Source organism: Pararcticibacter amylolyticus, from assembly GCF_003130405.1.
Classification (GTDB): Bacteria; Bacteroidota; Bacteroidia; order Sphingobacteriales; family Sphingobacteriaceae; genus Arcticibacter; species Arcticibacter amylolyticus.
Genome location: NZ_QEAS01000003.1, coordinates 104,718 through 127,063, shown reverse-complemented (window position 1 = coordinate 127,063; position 22,346 = coordinate 104,718). Strand labels below are relative to the sequence as shown.

General features: G+C 44.4%; 20 protein-coding genes. 15 read left to right on the top strand and 5 right to left on the bottom strand.

Annotation, left to right across the window (positions count from 1 at the left end; genetic code table 11):
- Window positions 1-165 (bottom strand): helix-turn-helix transcriptional regulator (locus DDR33_RS26590; protein ID WP_238387686.1); only part of this gene is annotated, 165 nt, incomplete at its 3' end.
- An 89-nt stretch (window positions 166-254) separates the two neighbouring features.
- Here DDR33_RS26590 and DDR33_RS04980 point away from each other — a divergent pair.
- The gene (locus DDR33_RS04980) at window positions 255-608 is read left to right on the top strand and encodes a GIY-YIG nuclease family protein (RefSeq protein ID WP_109414832.1); all 354 of its coding nucleotides are present in this window, start codon (window positions 255-257) and stop codon (window positions 606-608) included.
- Between the two features lie 44 nt (window positions 609-652).
- Here the strand turns inward: DDR33_RS04980 and DDR33_RS04975 are convergent, their stop codons facing one another.
- Both DDR33_RS04975 and DDR33_RS04970 read right to left on the bottom strand, forming a co-directional pair.
- Window positions 653-3,925: a DPP IV N-terminal domain-containing protein gene (locus tag DDR33_RS04975; RefSeq protein WP_109414670.1), complete on the bottom strand. Its 3,273-nt coding sequence runs from the start codon at window positions 3,923-3,925 to the stop codon at window positions 653-655.
- A gap of 147 nt (window positions 3,926-4,072) precedes the next feature.
- Window positions 4,073-6,520: a penicillin-binding protein 1A gene (locus DDR33_RS04970; protein WP_109414669.1), complete on the bottom strand. Its 2,448-nt coding sequence runs from the start codon at window positions 6,518-6,520 to the stop codon at window positions 4,073-4,075.
- 234 nt (window positions 6,521-6,754) lie between these two features.
- On the opposite strand from DDR33_RS04970, the gene DDR33_RS04965 reads away from it, so the two are divergent.
- Window positions 6,755-7,636 carry a polyphosphate kinase 2 family protein gene (locus tag DDR33_RS04965; RefSeq protein WP_109414668.1) on the top strand — a complete coding sequence of 294 codons (882 nt, stop codon included), beginning with the start codon at window positions 6,755-6,757 and terminating at the stop codon, window positions 7,634-7,636.
- A gap of 8 nt (window positions 7,637-7,644) precedes the next feature.
- On the opposite strand, the gene DDR33_RS04960 is transcribed toward DDR33_RS04965, so the two are convergent.
- Entirely contained in the window at window positions 7,645-8,421 is a 777-nt protein-coding gene (locus DDR33_RS04960) for an amidohydrolase (RefSeq protein WP_109414667.1), read from the bottom strand.
- A gap of 259 nt (window positions 8,422-8,680) precedes the next feature.
- Here DDR33_RS04960 and DDR33_RS04955 point away from each other — a divergent pair, with 259 nt between their 5' ends.
- The 11 genes from DDR33_RS04955 to DDR33_RS04905 all read left to right on the top strand — a co-directional run bounded on the left by DDR33_RS04955 (window position 8,681) and on the right by DDR33_RS04905 (window position 19,286).
- Window positions 8,681-9,451 carry a queuosine precursor transporter gene (locus DDR33_RS04955; protein WP_109414666.1) on the top strand — a complete coding sequence of 257 codons (771 nt, stop codon included), beginning with the start codon at window positions 8,681-8,683 and terminating at the stop codon, window positions 9,449-9,451.
- 224 nt (window positions 9,452-9,675) lie between these two features.
- Window positions 9,676-10,479, top strand: a complete 804-nt coding sequence (locus DDR33_RS04950; RefSeq protein ID WP_109414665.1) for a PorV/PorQ family protein — start codon at window positions 9,676-9,678, stop codon at window positions 10,477-10,479.
- Window positions 10,469-12,499 carry a ComEA family DNA-binding protein gene (locus DDR33_RS04945; protein WP_109414664.1) on the top strand — a complete coding sequence of 677 codons (2,031 nt, stop codon included), beginning with the start codon at window positions 10,469-10,471 and terminating at the stop codon, window positions 12,497-12,499. The genes DDR33_RS04950 and DDR33_RS04945 overlap by 11 nt, the downstream gene beginning before the upstream one ends.
- A gap of 1 nt (window position 12,500) precedes the next feature.
- Window positions 12,501-14,600 (top strand): ComEC/Rec2 family competence protein, encoded by a 2,100-nt coding sequence (locus DDR33_RS04940; RefSeq protein WP_109414663.1) that lies wholly within the window; start codon window positions 12,501-12,503, stop codon window positions 14,598-14,600.
- Window positions 14,601-14,751: 151 nt separating this feature from the next.
- On the top strand, window positions 14,752-15,720 hold the full coding sequence (locus DDR33_RS04935; RefSeq protein WP_109414662.1) for a DUF2157 domain-containing protein: 969 nt from the start codon (window positions 14,752-14,754) through the stop codon (window positions 15,718-15,720).
- The gene (locus DDR33_RS04930) at window positions 15,710-16,774 is read left to right on the top strand and encodes a DUF4401 domain-containing protein (protein ID WP_109414661.1); all 1,065 of its coding nucleotides are present in this window, start codon (window positions 15,710-15,712) and stop codon (window positions 16,772-16,774) included. The genes DDR33_RS04935 and DDR33_RS04930 overlap by 11 nt, the downstream gene beginning before the upstream one ends.
- Window positions 16,771-17,256, top strand: a complete 486-nt coding sequence (locus DDR33_RS04925; protein ID WP_109414660.1) for a GDYXXLXY domain-containing protein — start codon at window positions 16,771-16,773, stop codon at window positions 17,254-17,256. The genes DDR33_RS04930 and DDR33_RS04925 overlap by 4 nt, the downstream gene beginning before the upstream one ends.
- Complete coding sequence (xseA, locus tag DDR33_RS04920; protein ID WP_109414659.1) at window positions 17,253-18,692, top strand: exodeoxyribonuclease VII large subunit; 1,440 nt, start codon at window positions 17,253-17,255, stop codon at window positions 18,690-18,692. The genes DDR33_RS04925 and xseA overlap by 4 nt, the downstream gene beginning before the upstream one ends.
- Window positions 18,667-18,876 (top strand): exodeoxyribonuclease VII small subunit, encoded by a 210-nt coding sequence (gene xseB / locus DDR33_RS04915; RefSeq protein ID WP_109414658.1) that lies wholly within the window; start codon window positions 18,667-18,669, stop codon window positions 18,874-18,876. The genes xseA and xseB overlap by 26 nt, the downstream gene beginning before the upstream one ends.
- 48 nt (window positions 18,877-18,924) lie before the next feature.
- Complete coding sequence (locus tag DDR33_RS04910) at window positions 18,925-19,128, top strand: STAS/SEC14 domain-containing protein (RefSeq protein WP_109414657.1); 204 nt, start codon at window positions 18,925-18,927, stop codon at window positions 19,126-19,128.
- A 29-nt stretch (window positions 19,129-19,157) separates the two neighbouring features.
- The gene (locus tag DDR33_RS04905; protein WP_109414656.1) at window positions 19,158-19,286 is read left to right on the top strand and encodes a SpoIIAA family protein; all 129 of its coding nucleotides are present in this window, start codon (window positions 19,158-19,160) and stop codon (window positions 19,284-19,286) included.
- Window positions 19,287-19,298: 12 nt separating this feature from the next.
- Here the strand turns inward: DDR33_RS04905 and DDR33_RS04900 are convergent, their stop codons facing one another.
- Window positions 19,299-19,763 carry an NUDIX domain-containing protein gene (locus DDR33_RS04900; RefSeq protein ID WP_109414655.1) on the bottom strand — a complete coding sequence of 155 codons (465 nt, stop codon included), beginning with the start codon at window positions 19,761-19,763 and terminating at the stop codon, window positions 19,299-19,301.
- 322 nt (window positions 19,764-20,085) lie between these two features.
- Here DDR33_RS04900 and DDR33_RS04895 point away from each other — a divergent pair, with 322 nt between their 5' ends.
- Both DDR33_RS04895 and DDR33_RS04890 read left to right on the top strand, forming a co-directional pair.
- Window positions 20,086-21,510 (top strand): Glu/Leu/Phe/Val family dehydrogenase, encoded by a 1,425-nt coding sequence (locus DDR33_RS04895; protein ID WP_109414654.1) that lies wholly within the window; start codon window positions 20,086-20,088, stop codon window positions 21,508-21,510.
- Between the two features lie 81 nt (window positions 21,511-21,591).
- Window positions 21,592-22,346: Rossmann-like and DUF2520 domain-containing protein (locus tag DDR33_RS04890; RefSeq protein WP_109414831.1), on the top strand; the 755-nt coding region annotated here is incomplete at its 3' end.

The following is a 22,346-nucleotide window of genomic DNA, read 5'->3' as shown; positions in this document are numbered from 1 at the left end:
ATAGAATTCTGCGAATTTTTTTAGCAATTCATAGCGTGGCTCTGCCCGGTCTTCTTCATAGGCTCCCACCAGGGATCTTTTAATTTCCATTAAGTCAGCGAATTGCTGCTGGGTGAGCCCTTTGCTCTTCCGTAAATACCGCAGGTTGTTAGAAATATTACGCATTTTAAAATAAATTTGTTTTTACTAAAACAGTTAGTATCTTTATGCCAATAAAGTTAGTAAAAAGATTCTCAAATATAAAGATTTTAGTTATGAAAAGATATGTATATATAATTACTGACAGGAACCGTAGTTCTTTGCATGTGGGGATGAGTGCGGATCTTCTCAAAACAATAAGCTTTTACCGGCAGATGCCAAGTTTGTTTTTTGACGGCCCCGGTCAGTTAAGCCGTCTTGTATACTTTGAAGAACTGAGAACAGAGGAAGCTGCCCTGCAACGCTTTAATCTAATAAGTAAATTTACGAGAGCCCAAAAGGAAAAGTTATTAAGGGAAGTAAATCCTGACTGGCTGGATCTTAGCCTGGGTCTCGACTACGAGAATATGATCCTTTCTGCCGGGTTACACCGGCAACATGTACCTGTGAGAATAAAAAAAGCGGCATAAGCCGCTTTTTTTATTGGAAGATTTTTCATTCACCGGGTTTTGGATTACCATCCAGGTGCGAAGGTTAGCCCGAATACCCCACCGCTTACATCTTTTCTCGAGAATGGAAATGCATAATAAGGCTCGAGTACGAAATACCCGAACATATTCACACGCAATGAGATGCCGGCACTCATAGATGGTGCTCTGTCGATAACCTGGGTACCTGTTAAGCCTCCTCCTGTGCCATTTATACCTCCGATAGGACCGTTTATCCCACCAACTGGAGATCCGCCGTACTGAACGTTATCAGGGTCAATTTTCCAGTGGATCTTTGAATTACTGTTATAAGCAAGCCCGATGTCGAAGAAGAAGTTCAGATCACTGAACAGGAATTTGGATTCTAAGGCAGCGAGTTTTTGAGGGCCGGTGAATGGCAGGCGCACTTCAAAATTTCCTACTGCTATTTTAGAGCCGGTCAGCTGGTCGATATAGGCTGACGCGTTGGATGTGGTCCGGTAAAACGAGTTTGCTTCATATCCTCTGATGAGGTAAGGATAACCTATATACAGGGGATAGAGGGCATTCTGATCGCCTCCAAAACGCGTATAGCTGTAGAGGCGTCCTGCCAGCGTTACGGGTTTTATCCTGACGTACTTCCTGAAGTCTGCCGTTAATGCATTAAATGTGTAGTCTCCTATATAACTTTCAATTCCCAGCCTGAACCTGAAACCGCTTAAAGGAGCGGTCACGCCGAAATAAGAATTGTCTCCAACCAGGGCTGCATTTAATTGATAAATGGTAAACGAGTTAAATGTAGAACCATAGTAATCTCTCGCATCTTCCTTTGATAGCTTTTTCCTGTCAGAATCATAGGGATAGTAAGCTATCTGATACCTGGGGGATCCATCTGGATTAGTCAAAATATTTCCATTGTCATCATACCGATAGTCCGCCTGATAATAGTCCGCCCATCGGTCAATCCTGTAACTGTAATAAGAAGCGCCCGTCCCGACTTCAAAACGGAAAATCTTGGAGAAAGGATAAGCACCAAATGCCTGGACCTGATCTTCAAAGGTTCTAATTATGTCTGTTCCTTCTACATATCTAAAACGTGATGGCCCGTTAGGATTGTCTTCATTGAAAGATGGGTTGTTTTGCAACTGGCTTACATAATATCCCGACACATACGGGATATGCGATACAGCCCCGCCGTAATTAATCCGTCCCTGCTGATTTACAAATGCTACCTGGGCTCCGAAGTCATAGATCTCGCCGTTTACTGCTGCCGTTGCAAAGATCTGGTTGCGGCCAAGGATATCACTGAATATCCCCTGAATACCACTTGACAAGCCCGTTCCGAATCGCCCTACCGAGGCTCCAACGCCGTTACTGGAAAGGTAGTCCAGTTTAAATTGCGGCCTGTACCTGACCTGTTTAATCTGATTGGAGGAGATTGTTTCGAACCTCTGGAAATTCTCAAGATTTGCATTAATAACATCCACCCCGGTCTGCTTACCCGGAGGAAGTGTACCTGCTGTAAAATCTACGTCGCCGGCAGAAACCGTAACGGGTTTAAAATCCTTTGCATCAGCATTGTAAATGGTATACTTCTGGTACCTGTAATATGAATAAAGCACATCGTCGTTACGGGACAGGCTGAGTGCAGGGGAGTATTCTGTAATGCCGCTGATCCCCGTAAAATAGTCTGTCAGCTGTTCTATCTGGCTGTTCTTAATTGTATAGCGATACAGGTTTCTGAACCCATCCCGGTTAGAAAGGAAATAAATCTGTTCGCCGCTGGCAGAGAACTGGGGATTCATATTGTTGGCCCCTCTGAATACAGGAAGATTAGTGATGCTCTTATCACTAAGGTTCAATACTGCAAGACTATAAGGGATTGTCACTCCCTTCACACTGTCGAGTGTGGTCCTGTCGCTGGTAAATACCAGGTATTTCCCGTCAGCAGAGAAATTAGGCTGATAATCTGAATATCTGTCGTTGGTAAGTTGAGTAACCTTTTTGCTTTTTATGTTAAACAGGTAAAGATCGCTGTATCCTTCTTTTAAACCAGTTAATGCGATATCCTCTCCATCTGGTGACCATGCAAGATTGCTGAACTCATGCACATCTCCCAGTCCCTGTGTCATGAGGACTTTGCCGTTTGATACATCTACTATTAAAAGCTTGTTCCGTCCCTGGCTGTAGATCGTAAAAGCAAACTTTTTACTGTCTGGAGACCATGCCCCCGCTGATTCAATATAGCTGAACTCATCTACGTGCGTATTGGACGTCTTACTCGTCAGCTTCCGGATAATTTTCCCAGTCTTCGCATCTGCAAGGAAGAGATCGACGCTAAACAGCTCCTTCTCGGAGAGAAACGCTACATATTTTCCGTCAGGAGAAATAGCCGGGGCGACGTTCATTTCTCCTCCGTTTTTGTTATCGATCAGTTTTTTCCCAACCGGCACCTGCGATGTGTCTTTCAACAGGGGTTTATACATGTTTTCGATACTCGTTCTCCAGAGATTGGAAAGAGTACGTTCGTCGTATCCGAATGTTCGCCTGATAGCAGCCTGGTATCCGAATTTTGCTGTCGCTTTAAAAAACGGAACGATGACAGTATCTCCATAAGTAGAACCGATGTATGACCAGAACGCTTCTCCGTAACGATAGGGGAAATACCGGTTACTTTCGGTCAGGTCACGCAGGGTTGGGATGTTTTTATTGAGATAAGCATCGCGCATCCACATTGCGGTGAACGCATCGACCTTTCCCAGCGACAGGTATTCGGCCATCCCCTCGACCATCCACAGGGGCAGGTTACCAATATTCTCGAGATTGGTAGAGTCACCTTCTATAAGAGTGTGGTATTGAAATGCGTGAACCAGCTCGTGACCGAGTACGTGGCGGGTTTGCTGATTCAGCTGCATGATCGGCATGACGACCCGGTTCTTCATTCCTTCGGTAACACCGCCTGTCCCCACACTGATATCTCCCTCAATCGCTGTGGTCTGCTGAAAATCCGCATGGTTATTATAAATAATTAAAGGATTCTTTTTTGCAAAGGTATCCCTGAATACCTGCTGATGAAGATCGTACCATAGCTCGCTTTCCTTCATCAGCTGCTTTACGAGACTGTCGTTCTTCAGATAATAATACATCTCGAAGTGAGGCGACTGGTTCACCTTAAATTTAAGGTTCTTATAGCGCACCTTGTTCTGCCCGAAGTATTGGGCGTTAGCGGGGACTATCAGTCCACTACAAAAAAAAATAAGCAGAAACCAGAATAACCTGAAGGCAGATTTTCTTCTTATTGTTAGATCGAAGTGTTTCATATACTGGCTGAAGAATTATCTAAAAATACTTTTATTATTATTACAAAACGCATGCTGTCTTCAAAAAGATACACGCCGGATTAAAATTGAGAGCAACTTACCAGATTACACTACCAAAAGGCAGTTTAGAAGAAATCTTCCAACTGGTTAATTGTTTTCGTCCTCTTTCTTTTGCCGCCTGGCTTCCCGTTTCTCCTGGCGTTTTCGTTTTCTTTCTTCTTTCGGATCCACTGTCACTTCTATCTCTTCGGGCTTAACGGCGGGTGCAGCCGAAGCTGCAGGGCTTGTTTCGTGCTGAGGTTCCACAGCGGGTTTATCAATTGTCAGCGTATCCGGAAGAGCGAGTGAATCAATGCTCAGGCTGTCAGAGACCGTCGTATCCCGCGGCGGCGGCGGGGTGGTACAGTTGTATTCGCGGGTGATATCCACCCATGGCTTTGGGAATGGTCCGTAGGTATACCCTGAAGCCGGGTCATGGTAAACTTTTTCCATGAACTTACCGAATATAGGTAAAGCAGTGTGGGCTCCTTCGCCGGTCCCTGAAGAACGGAAATGGACGCTTCTTTCATCGCATCCAACCCATACACCTGTCACCAGGTCCTTTGTGATGCCCATGTACCAACCGTCTACATAATCTGACGAAGTGCCTGTTTTACCCCCGATCTGGTTACCTTTTTTCCAAAGGTCCCATTCCCATAAAGACCTGGAAGTACCTCCCGGTTCTTCCATGCCTCCCCTGAACATATAAAGCATCAGCCAGGCTATCTCTTCACTGATGGCCCGTTTCTGTTCTGCTTTAAATTCCTGGATGAGATTGCCGTCATGATCAGTGATTTTCTGAACTAAAATCGGGTCTGTTCTCATGCCCTTGTTGAGGAATGTTCCATAAGCTCTTACCATTTCGAATACCGAAACGTCGTTAGAACCCAGGCTCACTGATGGCACAGATTTAAGAGGACTTTCAATTCCGCATTCGTGAGCGTACTTTACCACGTTATCCCAGCCTACTTTTTCAGTGATCTGGGCAGTGATTGAATTGACGGATTTACCCATTGCCCAGCGGAGACTCATTTCGCGTCCGCTGAAAACGTAATCAGAGTTTTTAGGCTCCCAGTATTTTGTAGAATCGTCTTCGACATAGGGGATTTTAACCGGTTTATCAGTAAACTTATCGCAGGGACTCATCCCGCTCTCAAGGGCTGCCAGGTATGCGAAGGGTTTGAATGTAGAACCAGCCTGCCGCTTGGCCTGGTTAACATGGTCGTATTTAAAATGTTCAAAGTCTATCCCGCCAACCCATACCTTAATATGCCCGTTCACCGGATCCAGGGTCATCATGCCGGTATTGAGTATTTTGGCATAATATTTTATTGAATCCATGGTAGAATAATCCACGACCTTATCGCCATCCCAACTAAAGATCTTCATTTTCTTAGGTTTGTTAAGATAGTAGTCGATAGAGTCCTGGTTATTATTATACTTTTTCTTCAGCAGTGCGTAGATGGGAAGCCGCTGGGCCGCTTTTTGAGGGAAATCCACAATTTCATTTCCCCCCGAGTCGCGCCATGGATTCTGACCGCTCCATACGTTGTTGAGCCTTTTCTGAAGGATCTTCATCTGGTCGGTAACAGCCTCTTCTGCATACTGCTGTAATTTAGAGTCAATGGTGGTATAGATCTTTAATCCAGATTCATAGAGGTCGTAGCCGTTGTCGTCACACCATTTATCAAGGTATTTCGCCACGGCAGACCGGAGGTAGGAATCTCCCCGGTCTTCCTCCGTTACATCTCCCATGCGGATACCCAGGGGGCGTGAGCTGTATTTTTTGTACTCTGCGGCAGTGAGATAGTTGTACTTCTCCATTTGTGAGAGCACTACATTTCGTCTTTCAATAGCTTTATCTGGATTGTTTTCGGGATTATAGGTGGTAGTAGCCTTAAGCATTCCGACGAGGAGCGCCGACTGTTCTACATCCAGTTTCTCTGTTTCTTTATTAAAATATTTCTTCGCAGCAGTTTTAATACCGAACGTGTTGTTTCCGAAAGGTACGGTGTTCAGATACATCGTCAGGATATCTTCTTTCGAATACTCTCTTTCAAGCTTCAGGGCAGTAAGCCATTCTTTGAGTTTAAAAACAATCGTTCGTACACCCGGAATATTCTTTACAAAGCCCTGCCGTTTGTTGTTGCGTGTCCGGTACAGGTTCTTTGCCAGCTGCTGGGTGATCGTGCTGGCTCCGCGTTTATCTCCTGTAACTGTAGAAAGCGCGCTTGAAAACAGGGACGTCAGATCGATTCCCGAATGTTTAAAGAACCTGATATCTTCTGTTGCTACCAGGGCATTGATCGTTCCCTTCGTAATCTGATTAAATTCTACCGGGGTCCGGTTTTCCTTGTAATAGCGTCCTATCAGTTTCCCGTCGGCAGTATACAACTCCGATGCTATCCTCATGTTAGGCGCTTTTATATCCCTGATGGTAGGAGAGTATCCGAAGAGCCACAGGAAGTTTAGTTCGAGTGCGCAGAAAAAAAGGATGACAAAATATATAACGATTACGGTGTACCTGAGAGGCTTGTTTTTAATTTCTCTAAACATATTTTAAACAAAAACAATGTTCGTGTAAATCCATTTTGATTAGGCAGCGAACATTGTGATAAAACGAACAACAATAAGAAAAATTTTTAGCACAAGGAATTGTTTTTTGAAGACTGCAAACATACGTATTGTCTCTTCAATTTGAATGTTTTCTGAAAATACAGGAGTTTTAACATTTATGTCTTCAGTTAACAGCAATTCGGGCTTAACATTACAAATGTAAAATATAAACGGATGGATTCTTTTTTAAAAAACTTCATTGTTAAAGATACTGAAAGCTTTTCCCTGCAGAACTTTGACACTTCATTTACTGCCGGGTATGACAAAGATACGGCCAGGCAATTACTGGATGAATATAAGAAAAAGCTTGCATTGCTGCAGGATAGCTTTTATGCAGCAGGGTCTCATTCTTTGCTGATCATTTTCCAGGCTATGGATGCGGCAGGTAAAGACGGTGCGATCAAGCATGTGATGAGCGGTGTGAATCCTCAGGGATGCCAGGTGTTCAGCTTTAAACAGCCTGGACCTGAAGACCTGCTTCATGATTTTCTCTGGAGGCATTATAAAGCTTTACCAGAAAGAGGGCGGATTGGAATACACAACAGGTCGCATTATGAAAATGTGCTTATCTGCAAAGTTCATCCGGAGCTGGTGCTTAAAGAGAATCTTCCGGGACACAGTACGCCAGGATCCCTGGATCACGCATTCTGGAAAGAGAGGTATAAAAGTATCAATCACTTTGAGAAGCATCTGTCGGAAAACGGGACGGTTATCCTGAAGTTTTTCCTGCATCTCTCAAAAGATGAACAAAAGAAACGGTTTTTGAGAAGGATCGATGACAGGAAGAAAAACTGGAAGTTTTCGGAAGCAGATATTCATGAACGGGCTTACTGGGATAAATACATGGAAGCTTACAATGACGCTATCAGGCATACATCAACTTCAGATGCTCCCTGGTTCGTGATTCCGGCAGATCATAAGTGGTTCACCCGGATAGCCGTTATCAATGTCATCGTTTCAACACTTCAGCAACTCAAGCTAGCCTATCCGTCACTGCCGGAGGCAGAGGCTGTCCGCCTGAAGAAGTACCAGGAAGCACTCATGAATGAATCCTGAACTGAATCTTATGACAGTTTAAAGAGGTCCGCATCCTTCAGAAAAGGAAGCGCTCTCCTTACTGCAGTGACCTCATCCAGTGAAATGGAAAATGTGTACAGGTCCTCATCATTGGGCTTGTAGTAAACTGTATTTCCGTTCGGGTTTATACACATGGAATCCCCGGAATGATAAATCTCATTTCCATCGTGTCCTACGCGGTTGACGCCGATTACAAAGGACTGATTTTCAATTGCACGCGCAGTGATGAGCGTTTTCCAGTGCAGAACCCGTTTGTCTGGCCAATTTGCGACAACGATCAGAAGGTCATAATCGGAGGCATTATTTCGGAGCCAGACGGGAAAACGCAGATCATAACAAATTACAGGGCAGATCTTCCATCCATTAAGCTCTACAAAAAGCTTTTCAGTTCCGGCTGTATATACCTGGTCTTCTTTGCCGAGGCCGAAAAGATGTCTTTTATCGTACTTTTCATAAGTGCCATCGGGCCTCATCCAGATTAACCTGTTATAGTAGCGGCCATTTTCCTTAATCGCTAAACTTCCTGTAACGACGCAGTCAAACTTCTCCGCCTGCTTTTTCATCCATTCCATTGTTTTACCGCCCATGTCTTCGGCAAGCTGTTCCACATTCATGGTGAAGCTTGTATTAAACATCTCCGGCAGAATGATCAGGTCAGTCTTTTCTCTTATAGCAGATAATCTAAGTGCCAGGTTCTGCAGGTTCTTATCGATATTTTCCCAAAACAAATAAGCCTGGAAAGTGGTGATCTTTAATGTACTCATCAATGAACTCTGTTTGGAATTTGGTGTAAATTCATTTAATAAAGGTCTCCTTTTGCGTTTTGTTTGGTTGCTGATCTTATGAATCATTCAACCTGCTGTCTTTATCTCATCCAATATTGGGTATTACGTCCGGAGGTTTACAAAGTTGCAGGACTCAATTTTAAAAAGCAAATGTCTTGGGGACGTAAAAAAAAATTTAAAGACCGGCAGATTTCAGGATATCTCTTAAAAAGGCGATATTGATGTAAATATTTCGTCGATGTCATTGAAAAATGCTGAAACCCGTCTGCTTGTCGTGCTGGCAACCTTCTTCGTATGCAACGCTCTACTATCCGAATTTATTGGTGTTAAAATTTTTACCGTAGAAGGGTCACTGGGACTGGATAAAATGGATATCAACCTGTTTGGGGTGCCTGGTTTATCTTTCAATATGTCGGCGGGAGTACTCACATGGCCCTTAGTTTTCATTTCGACAGATATTATTAATGAGTATTTTGGCGTGAAGCAAGTAAGGTTCCTCTCGGGATTGACAGCCATCCTGATTGCCTATGCTTTTATTATCATTGGTTTTGCCCTTCATCTTGTTCCTGCTGATTTCTGGGTCGACCAGGTGGTTGATGGCCAGAATATTAATATGAACCTGGCTTTCAGCTCTGTCCTGGGGCAGGGCATGTGGATAATAGCGGGCTCTATTACTGCTTTCATTGCCGGCCAGCTTGCGGATGTGTTTATATTCCATAGGATTAAACGCATCACCGGAGAGAAATCTTTGTGGCTGAGAGCTACTGGGTCAACTTTAGTCTCCCAGCTGATAGATAGTTTTGTCGTTATTTTTATCGCCTTTTATCTTAATCCTCAGTATCATTGGAGCTGGAAAATGGTAGCGGCTATCGGCCTGGTGAATTACAGCTATAAATTTATAGTAGCACTGTTGATGACGCCTGTTTTGTATTTTATCCACGCATTGATTGACCGGTATTTAGGCAAGGATGTTTCGCACAGGATGCTTGCAGAGGCCGTTAACAATTAGCCTTTTGTTAATCGCGGTGCTATCGTTTTTTATCATTTTCTATCATTCATGACGACCTGTCTGAGTGTTTTTTAAGAAAAAGCTTATACGTTTCCTAGTGTTGAAAGTCGCACTTTGTGAATAAAAAGCCTTGATTTTGAGAAATTTATAACTGTTCTTGTTAAGAAAAAAAGTTGTAACTGCCTGTGTTGTAAGGTAATTTTCGCAAAATCTTACAAGCGGATATGAAATATCTGAACCTGGCTGTTATATCTATTTGTTCCGTAAATTTTGTTTACGGACAGGTTTTGAATCCAGGGGCACGTTTTGCTTCTATGGGAAATGCAGGCGTAGCGCTGCAGGATGTCTGGAGCCTGCAGGCTAATCAGGCCGGACTGGCAGCTTTGAAAAAAGCTGAAGCCGGAGCTGCATATCAAAGTAATATTATCAATACAGGAATCAGTACCCAAACCCTCCTGGTGGCAATTCCGTTCAAGGGAAGTGTTTTTGGGGTGAGTGCCCAATCGTATGGCATTCCGGAGTTCAGACAGCAAAGGTTTGGATTCACTTATTCCCGTGGTTTCGGAGAGACGGTATTTGCGTCGCTTAATTTTAATCTCCATCAGCAGAGAATAGTTCAGTACGGAAATGCCGGAACCTGGTCTGTCGATGCCGGGATCCAGTACCGGATTAAAGGAAGCTTGTTAATAGGTGTTCATGTTTCAAATCCCAATCACAATGGGTTCGCTGAAAATGTTAACACCAGTATTCCCGAAATATTTGAACTAGGCGCCTCTATGGAGCTTTCAGACAAAGTGTTATTAACCGGGGCGGTCATGAAGGAGCTGGGTTCTGTTTCGGGACTGAAAACCGGTATGGAATATGCGCTGCTGGATCAGTTGTTTCTCAGAGGCGGAATTTCCACTAATCCCTTTTGTTATTATGCCGGTTCGGGGTATCGTTATCAGGCATTTAAGATAGACGTCGCTGTTTCTTCACATCCCGATCTGGGTTATTCTTCTCAGTTATCAATAAGTTATGAGTTCTAAGCGGACTGCTTTCCTGTTCCTTATAATAGCTTTGCCTGTCTGCAGGTTATACGCTCAGGCTGAAGAAGAAACGGAGCTGGAAGAAATTACTGAATCTGTGCCTGCTCAGGAAGAAGACTTCGATTATTCTGAGCTGACGGAACGTCTTGCTTTTTACCGGAAACATCCGCTTAACCTGAATACCGCAACGCGTGAAGAGCTGCAAGCTTTTGTTTTCCTCAACCCTGTTCAGATTGCTGATTTTCTGAACTATCGCGGCGCAGCCGGTAAGCTCATTGAAGTGCAGGAGATCCAGACGGTTCCTTCCTTTGATTCAGAAACGGTCAGAAAACTACTGCCTTTTGTTATGGTCTCCCGGGGAAGCGGATTGAAGATCAATGACCTAAAGCGGAAGAGTGAGAGTAGCCTGATCCTCAACTGGGGTGAGCTCTTACAGAAACCAAAGGGGTATTTCCCCTCCGATACCGGCAAACGATCTTTTTATACCGGCAGCAGGAGTCATCTTCTTACCCGTTACAGGTATCACTATGATAAGAATTTGTTCGCGGCGTTCACACTGGAGAAAGATGCCGGAGAGAGGTTCTTTTCCAAAGGGACAGTTGTTCCTGATTTTTGGTCGGGCACTATTTCCATAAAAGGAGAGGGCTGGATTAAGAAGTTTGTAGCAGGCGACTATTCGCTGCAGTTCGGTCAGGGGCTTTGTTTATGGACGGGACTGAGCTTTGGTAAAGGGGCTGCAATAGCATCCCTGGCAAGGCAGTATTCGGGACTGAAGCCCTATACTTCAGCAAATGAAAGTCTTTTTTTCAGAGGAGTGTCGTCATCGGTTGCATTTGGTAAAGTCCTGGTAACACCCTTCCTGTCTTACAGAAAACTTGATGCCCATCAGGATAGCTCTTTTTCAGGAGCGGGGGTGACTTCGCTCAGCCAAAGCGGACTGCACCGTTCGGAAAGCGAAATAAAAAACCATAACAGTATCACCGGGATGGTTTATGGAAGCAATATAGAATATACCGGGGACGCTTTGCGATTTGGCGGAGTACTTTACAGGACCGGTTTTGATAAGCCCTTTCTGCCCGGTAAGTACCTGTATAACAAGTTTGATTTCAGCGGAAAATCTGTTACTAACAGCAGTGTTTATTATAATTATAACTGGGAGAATGTCTATTTTTTTGGCGAAGCGGCGCACTCGCTTGGTGAAGGTTTTGCAGTTGTGAATGGTGCAATGGCTGCATTGTCACGACAGGTTTCCGTAGTGCTGCTTTACCGGAGTTATTCAAGAAACTTCTATTCATTCTTTTCGCAGGGAATTTCAGAGTCGACAAGCGGAACACCCGAGAAAGGATTTTACAGCGGGCTTACTATTACGCCAAACAGTAAGACAGAAATTTCGCTGTATGCCGATTTTTTTAATTTTCCATGGCTTCGGTTCGGTGTGGACGGACCATCGAGGGGTTACGATCTCTTTGCTCAGTTTACCTATTCTCCGGCTAAAAACCTGAAGCTCACATTGCGATATAAGAATAAGGACAGGCCCGAGAACGACGATGAGGATCAAACCGTACACTATGTGCAGTCTGCCAAAAGAGAGAGTGTTCGTGCTGAGCTGGAGTATGTAAAGGGGGCTTTCAGGTTCCGTAACAGGGTTGAAGCTCTATATTTCAGGAAAGATAAGCTCCTGGATAAAGGTTTCATGCTCTACCAGGATATTATCTGTAAGCCCCTGCGGAAACGTATCAGCGCGAGCATGCGTTATGCCATATTCGATACAGACAGTTATAATTCTGCTGTATATGCTTTTGAAAATAACCTGTTGTATACATATTCCGTGTCCGGTTATCAGAACAGCGGAACCCGGTTCTATTTGAATGCAAAATACCGGATCAGCCGGAATACTGACCTCTCAGCGCGATATTCGGTTACAAGTTATATTAACATGGATGCTGTAGGATCGGGCCCGGACCAGGTTGCGGGTCGTAAAAAGTCAGATATCAATATGCAGGTAAGTATCCGGTTTTAGTATGAAAGAGCACGGTGATGCTATATTTTTGAAAGTATTGGTGCCGGTCGCCACTGGTACCGGGCTGGGCCTGCACTTTTCCGGAGGTGTTTTTCCGGTACACTTTGTTTACACCATTTCCGCTGTATCTTTTATTCTTCTCCTCACCGTTCATTTTTATTACCGGAGATACAGGCTTTATCTGCGCAGATGGATTCCCGGTGCGCTGACACATGCGGTGCTGCTCACTGTGCCCTTCAGCCTTACTCTTTCAAGATTTCCTTTAGCGGGATCAGATCATTTCTCAAAATCCAGTGCGGAAGCCCTGGTTGTGAAGGTCAGCGCCGATCCAAAGGTAACGGGACATACTGTAACTACCGAAACTGAGGTGGAGCAGGGCATACTGGGGGAACGGTTTATCCCGCTTTCTGGCCGTTTGCTTCTTACTGTAAGAAAGGAAAATAAAGATTTTATGCTCCGGCCCGGTGAGCGGTTGCTTATTCCTGCCCGTTTTAATGAAATTACGCCCCCGCTCAACCCTAATGAATTCGACTACAAGGGCTATCTTGAAAACCGCGGATTTTTCCACCGTGCATTTTTTTCTACAGATCGTCTCGTTATTTTAAAGCATCATAATAAGCCCGTTTTCCAGGATTATATCCTCAGATTGAGAAGGACAGTGGTGGAACGGTTTTACAGGCATATCCGGAATGAGGAGGCCGCAGCTGTGGCCTCTACGCTTATCCTTGGTTACAAAGCTGCATTAAGCCAGGACGTGCTGACCGCGTATGCAAAAACCGGCGCTATGCATGTACTCTCCGTATCAGGAATGCATGTTGCCCTGGTTATGAGCCTGCTCACTTATTTATTGTGGTTTTTGAGGGGGAATGACGGTTTCCGGATCCTTCAGTCACTGCTGATCATTACAGTTGTTTGGTTTTATGCCTTTCTGACCGGGCTCTCGGCCGCAGCATGCAGGGCTTCCATGATGATCTCATTTGTAATTGCGGCAAGAATGATCAGGAGAGACCACCAGGTCTCTAACAGTGTTTCGGCATCGGCAGTCATTTTGTTGTTGTATGATCCTTCATTCTTAGCCGACATTGGATTTCAGTTATCCTTCCTGGCTGTTTTTGGCCTGGTATATCTTTATCCTCTGTTTTATTCGTTGTTCAAGTTCCGGAACAAACTGCTTGAGTGGCTATGGGTGTGTATTTCAGTGTCCCTTTCTGCACAGTTAGCCACATTCCCATTATGTCTGTATTACTTCAACCAGTTTCCCCTGTATTTCTTTGTAAGTAATATCTTCGTATCGGTACCGGTGACCCTCATCATGTATGCAGGGATCGTGTTTATGTTGATTCCGGCAGGACCGGTTTCAGGGATACTTGGAGCGGTGCTGAGGGAAACTATTTTATTTCTCGACAGCGGCCTGCGGTTTATAGAGAAGCTTCCGTATGCAAGTATTCACGGTGTTAAGTTTGGTTTATGCTATTATCTCCTTATGTATCTCGGGCTTATTCTGATCTTTTTTGCTGTTCTAAGACACAGCAAGAAATTTCTGTATACCGCCTCTTTTGTCATCTTTCTGCTGATATGCGTCAATGCCGGGGAAACGATTCTTAGTTCCGGAAAGAAAAGTATTTTATTCTACAGCCTCAGAAAAGGTTTTGCGATAGGCTTTTTTAATGGTGCACAGGGTTATGTTACCACAGACCTTGACCCTCCTGGTAAAGCTTTTTCCTATTCCGTGCAGCCTGTATTAGTATCCAGGAACCTGCAATTGAAAAGTATTCTGGATACTGACAGAAGTATCGGTGACGGGTCGCTTTTCTCTGATGGTCATTTCTACCAGTTTGAAGGAAAACGTATTCTTATATATGATAAGTACTTCAATGACCGGGATTTTTCTTCTTCAATTCAAGTGGACTACTTGTTGATTACGGGGAACCCCACGGTAAAGCTGGCAAAGTCAGGCCGTTTTATCCATTCCCGGTATCTGCTAATTGGCGGAGATAATTCAGACTACCATATCCGCCAGTGGAAGAAAGAAGCAGAATCTATGAAAATGCCTTTTTATATTCTGAAGGAAAGACCTGCTTTTGAGTTCCCGCTCCGGTGAAGGTGCAGTCTTCTCTTTTGAACGAAAGCGAATGGCATCGGCGGGATGCAACTTTTTCGATGAATTATGTGTTATTTAGTTGTTCGTATTCTGAATCAGATAAGACTTTGAACTTAACTGATTTACAGAATCTTTACAGATAATAATAATTATGGCGCAAAAAATTCCGGAAAGGGACCTGATCCATATCTTCAGCAGATATAGCAGTATGAAGCCTGCGGGAATAGAAGCATTTCTGACTGAAAAAAAGGTCTATGCAGATACTCCTGCCTGGATTAAATTTATAGATAAGAGCCTGATGCTGCTGGGGGTAATCTTTTCCGTTGCCGGGATCATTTTCTTTTTTGCATATAACTGGCAGGATATGCACAAGTTTGTAAAACTCGCTTTGGTGCAGGGGCTATTGATAACGGCAGTTATGGTTGTGGTTTTATCCAGGTTGGACCTGCTGATCAGAAATCTGATCCTGCTTGGAGCTTCTTTGCTGACAGGGGCTTTGTTCGCCTTGTTCGGACAGATCTATCAAACGGGTGCAGATGCGTATGACTTTTTCCTGGGCTGGACAATTTTTATTGTGCTCTGGACTGTTGTATCGGGCTTCGCTCCTTTATGGCTTCTTTTAACAGGGCTGATCAATATTACAGTTGTTCTTTATGCAGAACAGATTGCAGGTGACTGGTCAGCACCTCTTGTTTATTGTATTCTCTTCGTGGTAAACACTGCATTATATGTTTCCCTGGCACTGCCGGGAAAGACTCTTCTGCTGACAGAGGTACCCAAATGGTTTTCAAACACTCTTGCTGCTGCGGCTGTCACATGCAGTACGATCAGTATTGTATCCGGAATCATATACCGCTATGACACTGCCTGGTATATATCCTTTATTCTTGTGCTTCTGGCTTATATTACAGCTCTGGTGTACAGTTTTAAATCCCGTAAAGTTTTTCATTTGTTTATTGTTCCATTGAGCGTGATTATCATTGTTGCAGGTTTTTTGGTGGATACAGCAAAAGGCAATGATACACTGGTCTTTTTTATTGTCAGCCTGTTCATCGTCAGTAGCGTGTCTGTTTTGATCTCACAAATCCTTAAGCTAAACAGAGCCTGGAATGGAAGATAAACATACTAATGAGATCCTTGCTGAGCTAATCTCTTCAGAAGAGGGGTTAACGCAAACCAATCTGGATGAAATACGCAGAGAGATCAGCTTAAAAGCATCACTTTACTCGGGGATTGGTATAAAGATACTGTCCGTTACAGGGGGACTGCTGGCTGTGGTCTCTTTTATGGCATTCCTGTTTTCTACAGAAATTCTGCAATCCGGCTTTGTCATGATCTTTTTAGGAGTCTTCATGATCACCGCATCACTGGCTCTTAACAAAGCTGTTAAGAACCTTACTTTTGATACCGTTGTGATCTCAGCCAACATAACCGGATATATACTGCTGGGAATGGGTATCAGTAAAATGACGCATAGTGATAATTTGGTAGCACTGGTTATGTTGTTTGTAGCGACGGTCACGTTCGTTGTTTCAGAAGGGTATATGCTGAATTTTATAGCAGTACTGGTATTCAACGGATGCCTGTTCTCCTTTATCACGATAAATGATGCACCGTATTTTATGTTTTTGCTAACCGGCTTCCTGGCTGTCGTATATACATCGCTGCATTTGCAGGAGGCTTACTGGATTGCAAAAAGCAGGAAATTTAATGTATTGTACAATCCGGTAAGGACGGGCTTTTTGCTGTCGGTGATTGCATATCTTGTAGCGCTGACTACGAATTGGCTGTTTGATGGGCATTCTTCTTTTCCAATGTTATCATCTGTTATCCTGATTCTTTCCTGTATGTTCGTAGTTTACAAAGCAATAAAATATACCGGAATACGCAGCAAGATAAACAGGTTTATGATATATGCGCTGGTGGTTCTCCCTCTTTTGCCAACCCTTTTCTACCCGGCTATTGCGGGGGCTGTTTTGGTTATATTGATCTGCTTTTACACCGGTCATCGCAATTCGGCGGTGCTGGGGGGGCTTGCTCTGGCATATGTACTCATCATGTATTATTATAATCTGGAATATACCCTTTTGGTAAAATCGATTATTTTGTTTGTTTCAGGGCTGCTCTTCCTGTTGATATGGACTGTTTTTAAAAAGCAAGTAAAAGCTGTATGAAGAAAGGCAAAGTAGTCGTTATCCTGGTGAATCTGGTCGTTCTGCTCATCTGGTTTAATCTGAGTGTGGTGAAGAAAGAAGCTGTCCTCACAGATGGGAAACTGATCCTTTTTGAACTGGCCCCGGTTGATCCGCGCTCGCTGATGCAGGGGGATTACATGCGGTTGCGCTATAAGATCACTCTGAGTCAGTCGCCTCATAGCCTCCCTAAAAGAGGATATTGTATCGTGACGGTTAAAGATCATTATGTGGCGGAAAAAGTAAGATTTCAGCCGGATAAACAGCCGTTGCATGAGGGGGAGTATCCGGTGAAGTATTTCTACAATAATTTTTTTATGAACCTTGGGGCGGAGTCATATTTCTTTGAAGAAGGTAAAGGCGGGAGATATGCAGCTGCGAGGTATGGAGGGCTAAGAGTAGATGAGAACGGGAATAGTGTCCTGAGCGGCCTGTATGATGAAACCTTTAAATTAATCCAATGACCAGTCCATCTTTTCTCAGGCTTTCCGAGCTATCGTCGCTGGTAGTATCCGTCATAGAAAAGGCTTTCGGAAATAAGTCATTCTGGGTAGTGGCCGATGTTTCCAGTCACACCTATAAAGCACACAGCAATTACCATTACTTTGAACTGGTTGAAAAAGACACACATTCTAATGTGATATTGGCAAGATTTGCCGGGAGAGCCTGGGGGGCTGGTTCTCAGAAGATCGCAGCATTTGAGCAGGTAACAGGCCAGCGTTTCGGAAATGATATCCAGGTACTGGTGAGCGTAACGATAGAATATCATGCGGGGTACGGGTTACAGCTTTGTGTCTCGGATATAGATCCGAATTATACCCTGGGAGCACTTGAGCAGCAGCGGCTTGTGACACTTGCGAGGCTTGTTAAAGAAAATCCCGGGTACGTTTCGTTCGATGGTGTTCAGTATCATTCATTTAACCGCAGTTTCAGGTTAAATTGTGTCGTTCAGAGGATCGCAGTTCTCTCTTCCAGCACATCGGCCGGTTTTCAGGACTTTATGCATACGCTCGAAAATAACAGGTATGGCTACAGGTTTCAGACGGACCATTACCCGGTACTGGTACAGGGGGAAAATAACGCCCGCCTGATGGTAGACAAGCTGGTTACGGTTTACCGGTCTGATGTAAGATATGATGTCGTCGTTATTGTAAGGGGTGGAGGTGCGCAGTCTGACCTGCTGTTGTTCAATGATTATTTTATCGGTAAAGCTATCGCCCGTTTTCCCATACCCGTTATAACAGGCATCGGGCATCAAAGGAATGAAACAATTGCCGATGTAATGGCACATTCATCCACCAAAACACCCACTCAGGCAGCAGAATTCATTATTGCCCATAACAGGAAGTTTGAAGATGCTCTGACTGGATTTGAAAAGCGGATCGTGATCAAATCCCAGCAGTTGCTTTCTGCCCAGGTGAGGCTACTGTCGGGACTTAACTCGACCATCATTCATTCGGGCAGAGAGTATCTGAGCTATTATAAGGAAAGTCTTGCTTTTACAAGGCAGATGCTTACGGACAATTCGAAATCGGCTCTATATCGCCACCGGTCAGATCTTCAGTATTTTACCTCAATTCTCGCATCGTCACCTAAAGTAACCATCAATAATAACAGGACTGGTTTGAAGAATATATCGGCTAACCTGAATATCTTTAATGGCATGTATTTCAGGAACAGGCTTTCTGATCTGGAAAGGTATACTTCGATGATCAGGCTGATGTCGCCTGATAATATCCTGAAAAAAGGATTTGCAATAATCAGGGCCGGCGGTAAAATTGTAACCGGACCGGATGAAATAGAAGAGGGCAGCGAGATATCCGTTTTGTTAGGAAAGACGGATATCCGTGCAAAAGTTGAATCAAAAAATGAATATGGAGGATCAGAATTTAACTTATGAGGCGGCTTATCAGGAGCTTGCTCAGATAGCGAAGGAAATTGAATCGGAAGCAGTATCTGTGGACGTGCTTGCTCAAAAAGTAAAACGCGCTTCGGAGCTTGTGTCTTTTTGCCAGGAGAGACTGAAGTCTACTGAGTCGGAAGTGAACCAGATTATCTCGCAAATGGAACAGAATTCAAGATAAGCAACGAACTTTATGCAACGGCATCTGTTAAACTGAAAACAAAAGATTATGGTAGAGGTAATAACAGATGTTGAGCCGCATGTTGCTGCTTTCAGAGTGAGTGGTTCTGTTACGAAAGAGGATTATGAACTGGTCATTGTGCCGACGATAGGAAAACTGGCAGAATCGGTAGAAAAAATCCACTTCCTGCTCGTTATCGAAACTGATATGAGCAACTTTACGGGAGGAGCCTTTTTGAGGATCTTTGGTTAGGAATAAAGAACATCACCAGGTGGCACCGGATGGCGATTGTGAGTGATCAGCCGGCAGTAAGAAAGTTCACGGACGCTGTAAGTTTTCCTCTTCCCGGAGAAGCTAAAGGCTTTGCTCTTGCGGAGCTTGCAGAAGCGAAAAAGTGGGTGGCTTTATAAAAGAGCCCTGTTCTAAGACAACAGAGATTGCAGCTGCTGAAGAATCCCTGCCTGTCCCGGGTGAATCTTCTCCATTGCTTCGTCGAGATGAAACCATTCAGCCTTGTCAGCTTCAGGAAATACCTGTGTTTTACCGGACCGCGGAGGCCATTCAATTTCAAATGTATTAGATAAGAGGTAAGGGGACTCAAAATCGGTTTCTACAGCCCAGACGGTAATCTGCTTTCCGCTTTTAATGGTTACAGGCTGAAGAGGAACGACTTTGGCGGATGGGCTGAGAGTGTTTCCTGTTTCTTCATTAAATTCTCTTTTTGCGACAGACAGAGGGTCTTCCTCTTCAGAATATTCCCCTTTCGGGACAGACCATACCCCTGCGTCTTTCCGCGCGTAGAAGGGGCCGCCGGGATGTACCAGTAACACCTGGGGCTTTTGGTCAATAACCCTGTATACGAGAATTCCGGCGCTTCTTTTATGCATGATTTTTTAAGATTCCTATCATCCTTTATTGTTGGCTGCTACTTTCCTTCAGACAGGACATTGTCGATTTCTTCTCCTATCGACTGAATGACAGAGGGAGATTGCATACAGCAATTACAAAAGAACAATAAAATTGTTTACCGGCTATGGGGATACGCAGAAATAACAGAAGCAAAATGATTTTGAACGCCGGATTGACTTTTATACCTTTGGCGTCTAATTGTAACTCTATGAGAAGAAGCTGGTGGGATTCTCCGGCTCTGCGGAGGAATGCCGCATTCAGCTATTTACAGGAAGCATCATAAACTAAAAATCTAATTATATGTCAGATATTGCAAATACCAGTTTCTTTAATGATGTGTGTGCATTTTTTGATCATGCCGCTCAATTCACTAAACATCCGGCCGGACTACTCGATCAGATCAAAGCTTGTAACAGTGTATATCGTTTCCGCTTTCCCATCAGGAGGGGCAATGGGAGTGTAGAGGTGATTGATGCATGGAGGGTAGAACACTCCCACCACATGTCGCCTACAAAGGGTGGGATCCGCTACAGTGAAATGGTGAATGAGGATGAGGTGATGGCGCTTGCTGCACTTATGACCTACAAATGTGCCATTGTCAACGTTCCATTCGGCGGCGCCAAGGGTGGTATAAAGATCAACACCCGGAATTATAATATCGGCGAGCTTGAGAATATCACCCGCAGATTTACAGTAGAGCTGGTTAAGAAGAATTTCATCGGACCTGCTATTGACGTGCCTGCTCCCGACTACGGTTCAGGTGAACGTGAAATGAGCTGGATTGCCGATACTTATTATACGATGAACCCCGGCCAGCTGGATGCAATGGGATGTGTAACCGGCAAGCCAATAGCTCTGCATGGAATTCAGGGACGGAGAGAAGCTACCGGAAGGGGAGTGGCTATCGCGATAAGGGAATGTGTCGGAGTTGCTGAAGATATGAAAGAACTGGGTCTTACTCCCGGAATTGAAGGCAAGAGGGTGATTGTTCAGGGCCTGGGGAACGTGGGATATCATACTACGAAATTCCTGTCGGAGCTTGGAGCCGTTATAGTGGGGCTCTGCGAGTATGAAGGTGCAATTTACAACAGCAATGGACTCAATCTGGAAGAGGTTGTATCACATCGTAAGGATACAGGTTCGATCCTCGGTTTTAAGGGGGCTGAAAAAGAGTTTAAGAACTCTTCTATGGGACTTGAGCAGGAGTGCGACATTCTGGTTCCTGCAGCGCTTGAGAACCAGATCACTTCGGCGAATATCGGGCATATAAAAGCCAAAATCATTGCGGAAGCAGCCAATGGCCCTACCTCGCCCGAAGCCGCAGCTGCCTTCACCGAAAGGGGAGGAATTATCATCCCCGACATGTACTGTAACGCAGGTGGGGTAACTGTTTCTTATTTCGAATGGCTGAAGAACCTTTCGCACGTAGCGTTCGGACGTATGGATAAGCGCTATGAAGAGAACGCCAACCTCAACCTGGTGACAATGGTAGAAAAGATGACTGGAGTAAGCCTTTCGCAGGAGCAAAGAAGCCTTGTGGTAAAGGGTGCTTCTGAGCTTGAGCTGGTAAATTCGGGGCTGGAAGATACGATGGTCAGGTCTTACCACGAGATCAGGGAAATTAAGATGAATAATCCAAAGATTGTTGATTTGCGGACGGCTGCTTTTGTGGGAGCTATAGAGAAAGTTGCCGTTTCATATATGAACATGGGAATCTGGCCGTAATGATGATGAGATCAAAAAGAGAACGCCCTTCTGTGAGGGGCGTTTTTTGTTAACGATGCTCCTCATAAAAATCATTAGAGAATGAAAGTTGTATTGATCGGAAGCGGAAACGTTGCTACCCATCTGGGATATGCGCTGGCAGCTGCCGGGCATGACGTGATACAGGTATGGAGCCGGACACTGGAGCATGCCCTGGATCTGGCTTCGGTGTTATCTGCTGCAGTGACAGACAGTATGAACGAACTAAGTCCGATTGGTGATATTTATATTTTATCAGTTCCCGATGACGCCATCAGGGATGTTGCGGCGGCGTTCCCTTTCAGGGATAAGCTGATCGTTCATACCTCGGGGACTACCGGTCTTGAAATATTAGAGGGAGTGTCGTCAATGAGCGGTGTATTTTACCCGCTTCAGACTTTCTCTAAACAGAAAGGTGTAAACTTCCGGGAGATCCCGGTAGTGGTGGAAGGAAGTTCTGACGAACTTACTGAAACACTTTTAGCCTTTGCTGAATCTATTTCAGGAACAGTATATGCAGTGGATTCTGAAAAAAGAAAAGTGCTGCATCTTGCTGCTGTTATTGCATGTAATTTCAGCAACCACCTTTATGCACTGGCCGAAAAGATATTGCAGGAAGAGCAACTTGATTTTAACCTGATCCGTCCCCTTATCAGGGAGACTGCAGATAAAGCGATGCTGTTCTCTCCTGCGGAGGTCCAGACCGGACCGGCCAGGAGGAAAGATATGAATACAATCCGTACGCATCTTTCCTTACTTGAAAAAGATGAGAACTTGTATCAGATTTACAGGTTATTGTCTGAGGATATACTTAGGGG

Excerpts from the sequence above, each read along its gene's own strand:
- DDR33_RS04975 (WP_109414670.1), bottom strand. The coding sequence starts at position 3,925 with ATGAAACACTTCGATCTAACAATAAGAAGAAAATCTGCCTTCAGGTTA.
- DDR33_RS04930 (WP_109414661.1), top strand. The coding sequence starts at position 15,710 with ATGGAAGATAAACATACTAATGAGATCCTTGCTGAGCTAATCTCTTCA.
- DDR33_RS04895 (WP_109414654.1), top strand. The coding sequence starts at position 20,086 with ATGTCAGATATTGCAAATACCAGTTTCTTTAATGATGTGTGTGCATTT.
- DDR33_RS04940 (WP_109414663.1), top strand. The coding sequence starts at position 12,501 with ATGAAAGAGCACGGTGATGCTATATTTTTGAAAGTATTGGTGCCGGTC.
- DDR33_RS04970 (WP_109414669.1), bottom strand. The coding sequence starts at position 6,520 with ATGTTTAGAGAAATTAAAAACAAGCCTCTCAGGTACACCGTAATCGTT.
- xseB (WP_109414658.1), top strand. The coding sequence starts at position 18,667 with ATGGAGGATCAGAATTTAACTTATGAGGCGGCTTATCAGGAGCTTGCT.
- DDR33_RS04925 (WP_109414660.1), top strand. The coding sequence starts at position 16,771 with ATGAAGAAAGGCAAAGTAGTCGTTATCCTGGTGAATCTGGTCGTTCTG.
- DDR33_RS04905 (WP_109414656.1), top strand. The coding sequence starts at position 19,158 with ATGGCGATTGTGAGTGATCAGCCGGCAGTAAGAAAGTTCACGGACGCT.
- DDR33_RS04910 (WP_109414657.1), top strand. The coding sequence starts at position 18,925 with ATGGTAGAGGTAATAACAGATGTTGAGCCGCATGTTGCTGCTTTCAGA.
- DDR33_RS04935 (WP_109414662.1), top strand. The coding sequence starts at position 14,752 with ATGGCGCAAAAAATTCCGGAAAGGGACCTGATCCATATCTTCAGCAGA.
- DDR33_RS04980 (WP_109414832.1), top strand. The coding sequence starts at position 255 with ATGAAAAGATATGTATATATAATTACTGACAGGAACCGTAGTTCTTTG.
- DDR33_RS04955 (WP_109414666.1), top strand. The coding sequence starts at position 8,681 with ATGTCATTGAAAAATGCTGAAACCCGTCTGCTTGTCGTGCTGGCAACC.
- DDR33_RS04950 (WP_109414665.1), top strand. The coding sequence starts at position 9,676 with ATGAAATATCTGAACCTGGCTGTTATATCTATTTGTTCCGTAAATTTT.
- xseA (WP_109414659.1), top strand. The coding sequence starts at position 17,253 with ATGACCAGTCCATCTTTTCTCAGGCTTTCCGAGCTATCGTCGCTGGTA.
- DDR33_RS04965 (WP_109414668.1), top strand. The coding sequence starts at position 6,755 with ATGGATTCTTTTTTAAAAAACTTCATTGTTAAAGATACTGAAAGCTTT.
- DDR33_RS04960 (WP_109414667.1), bottom strand. The coding sequence starts at position 8,421 with ATGAGTACATTAAAGATCACCACTTTCCAGGCTTATTTGTTTTGGGAA.
- DDR33_RS04945 (WP_109414664.1), top strand. The coding sequence starts at position 10,469 with ATGAGTTCTAAGCGGACTGCTTTCCTGTTCCTTATAATAGCTTTGCCT.
- DDR33_RS04900 (WP_109414655.1), bottom strand. The coding sequence starts at position 19,763 with ATGCATAAAAGAAGCGCCGGAATTCTCGTATACAGGGTTATTGACCAA.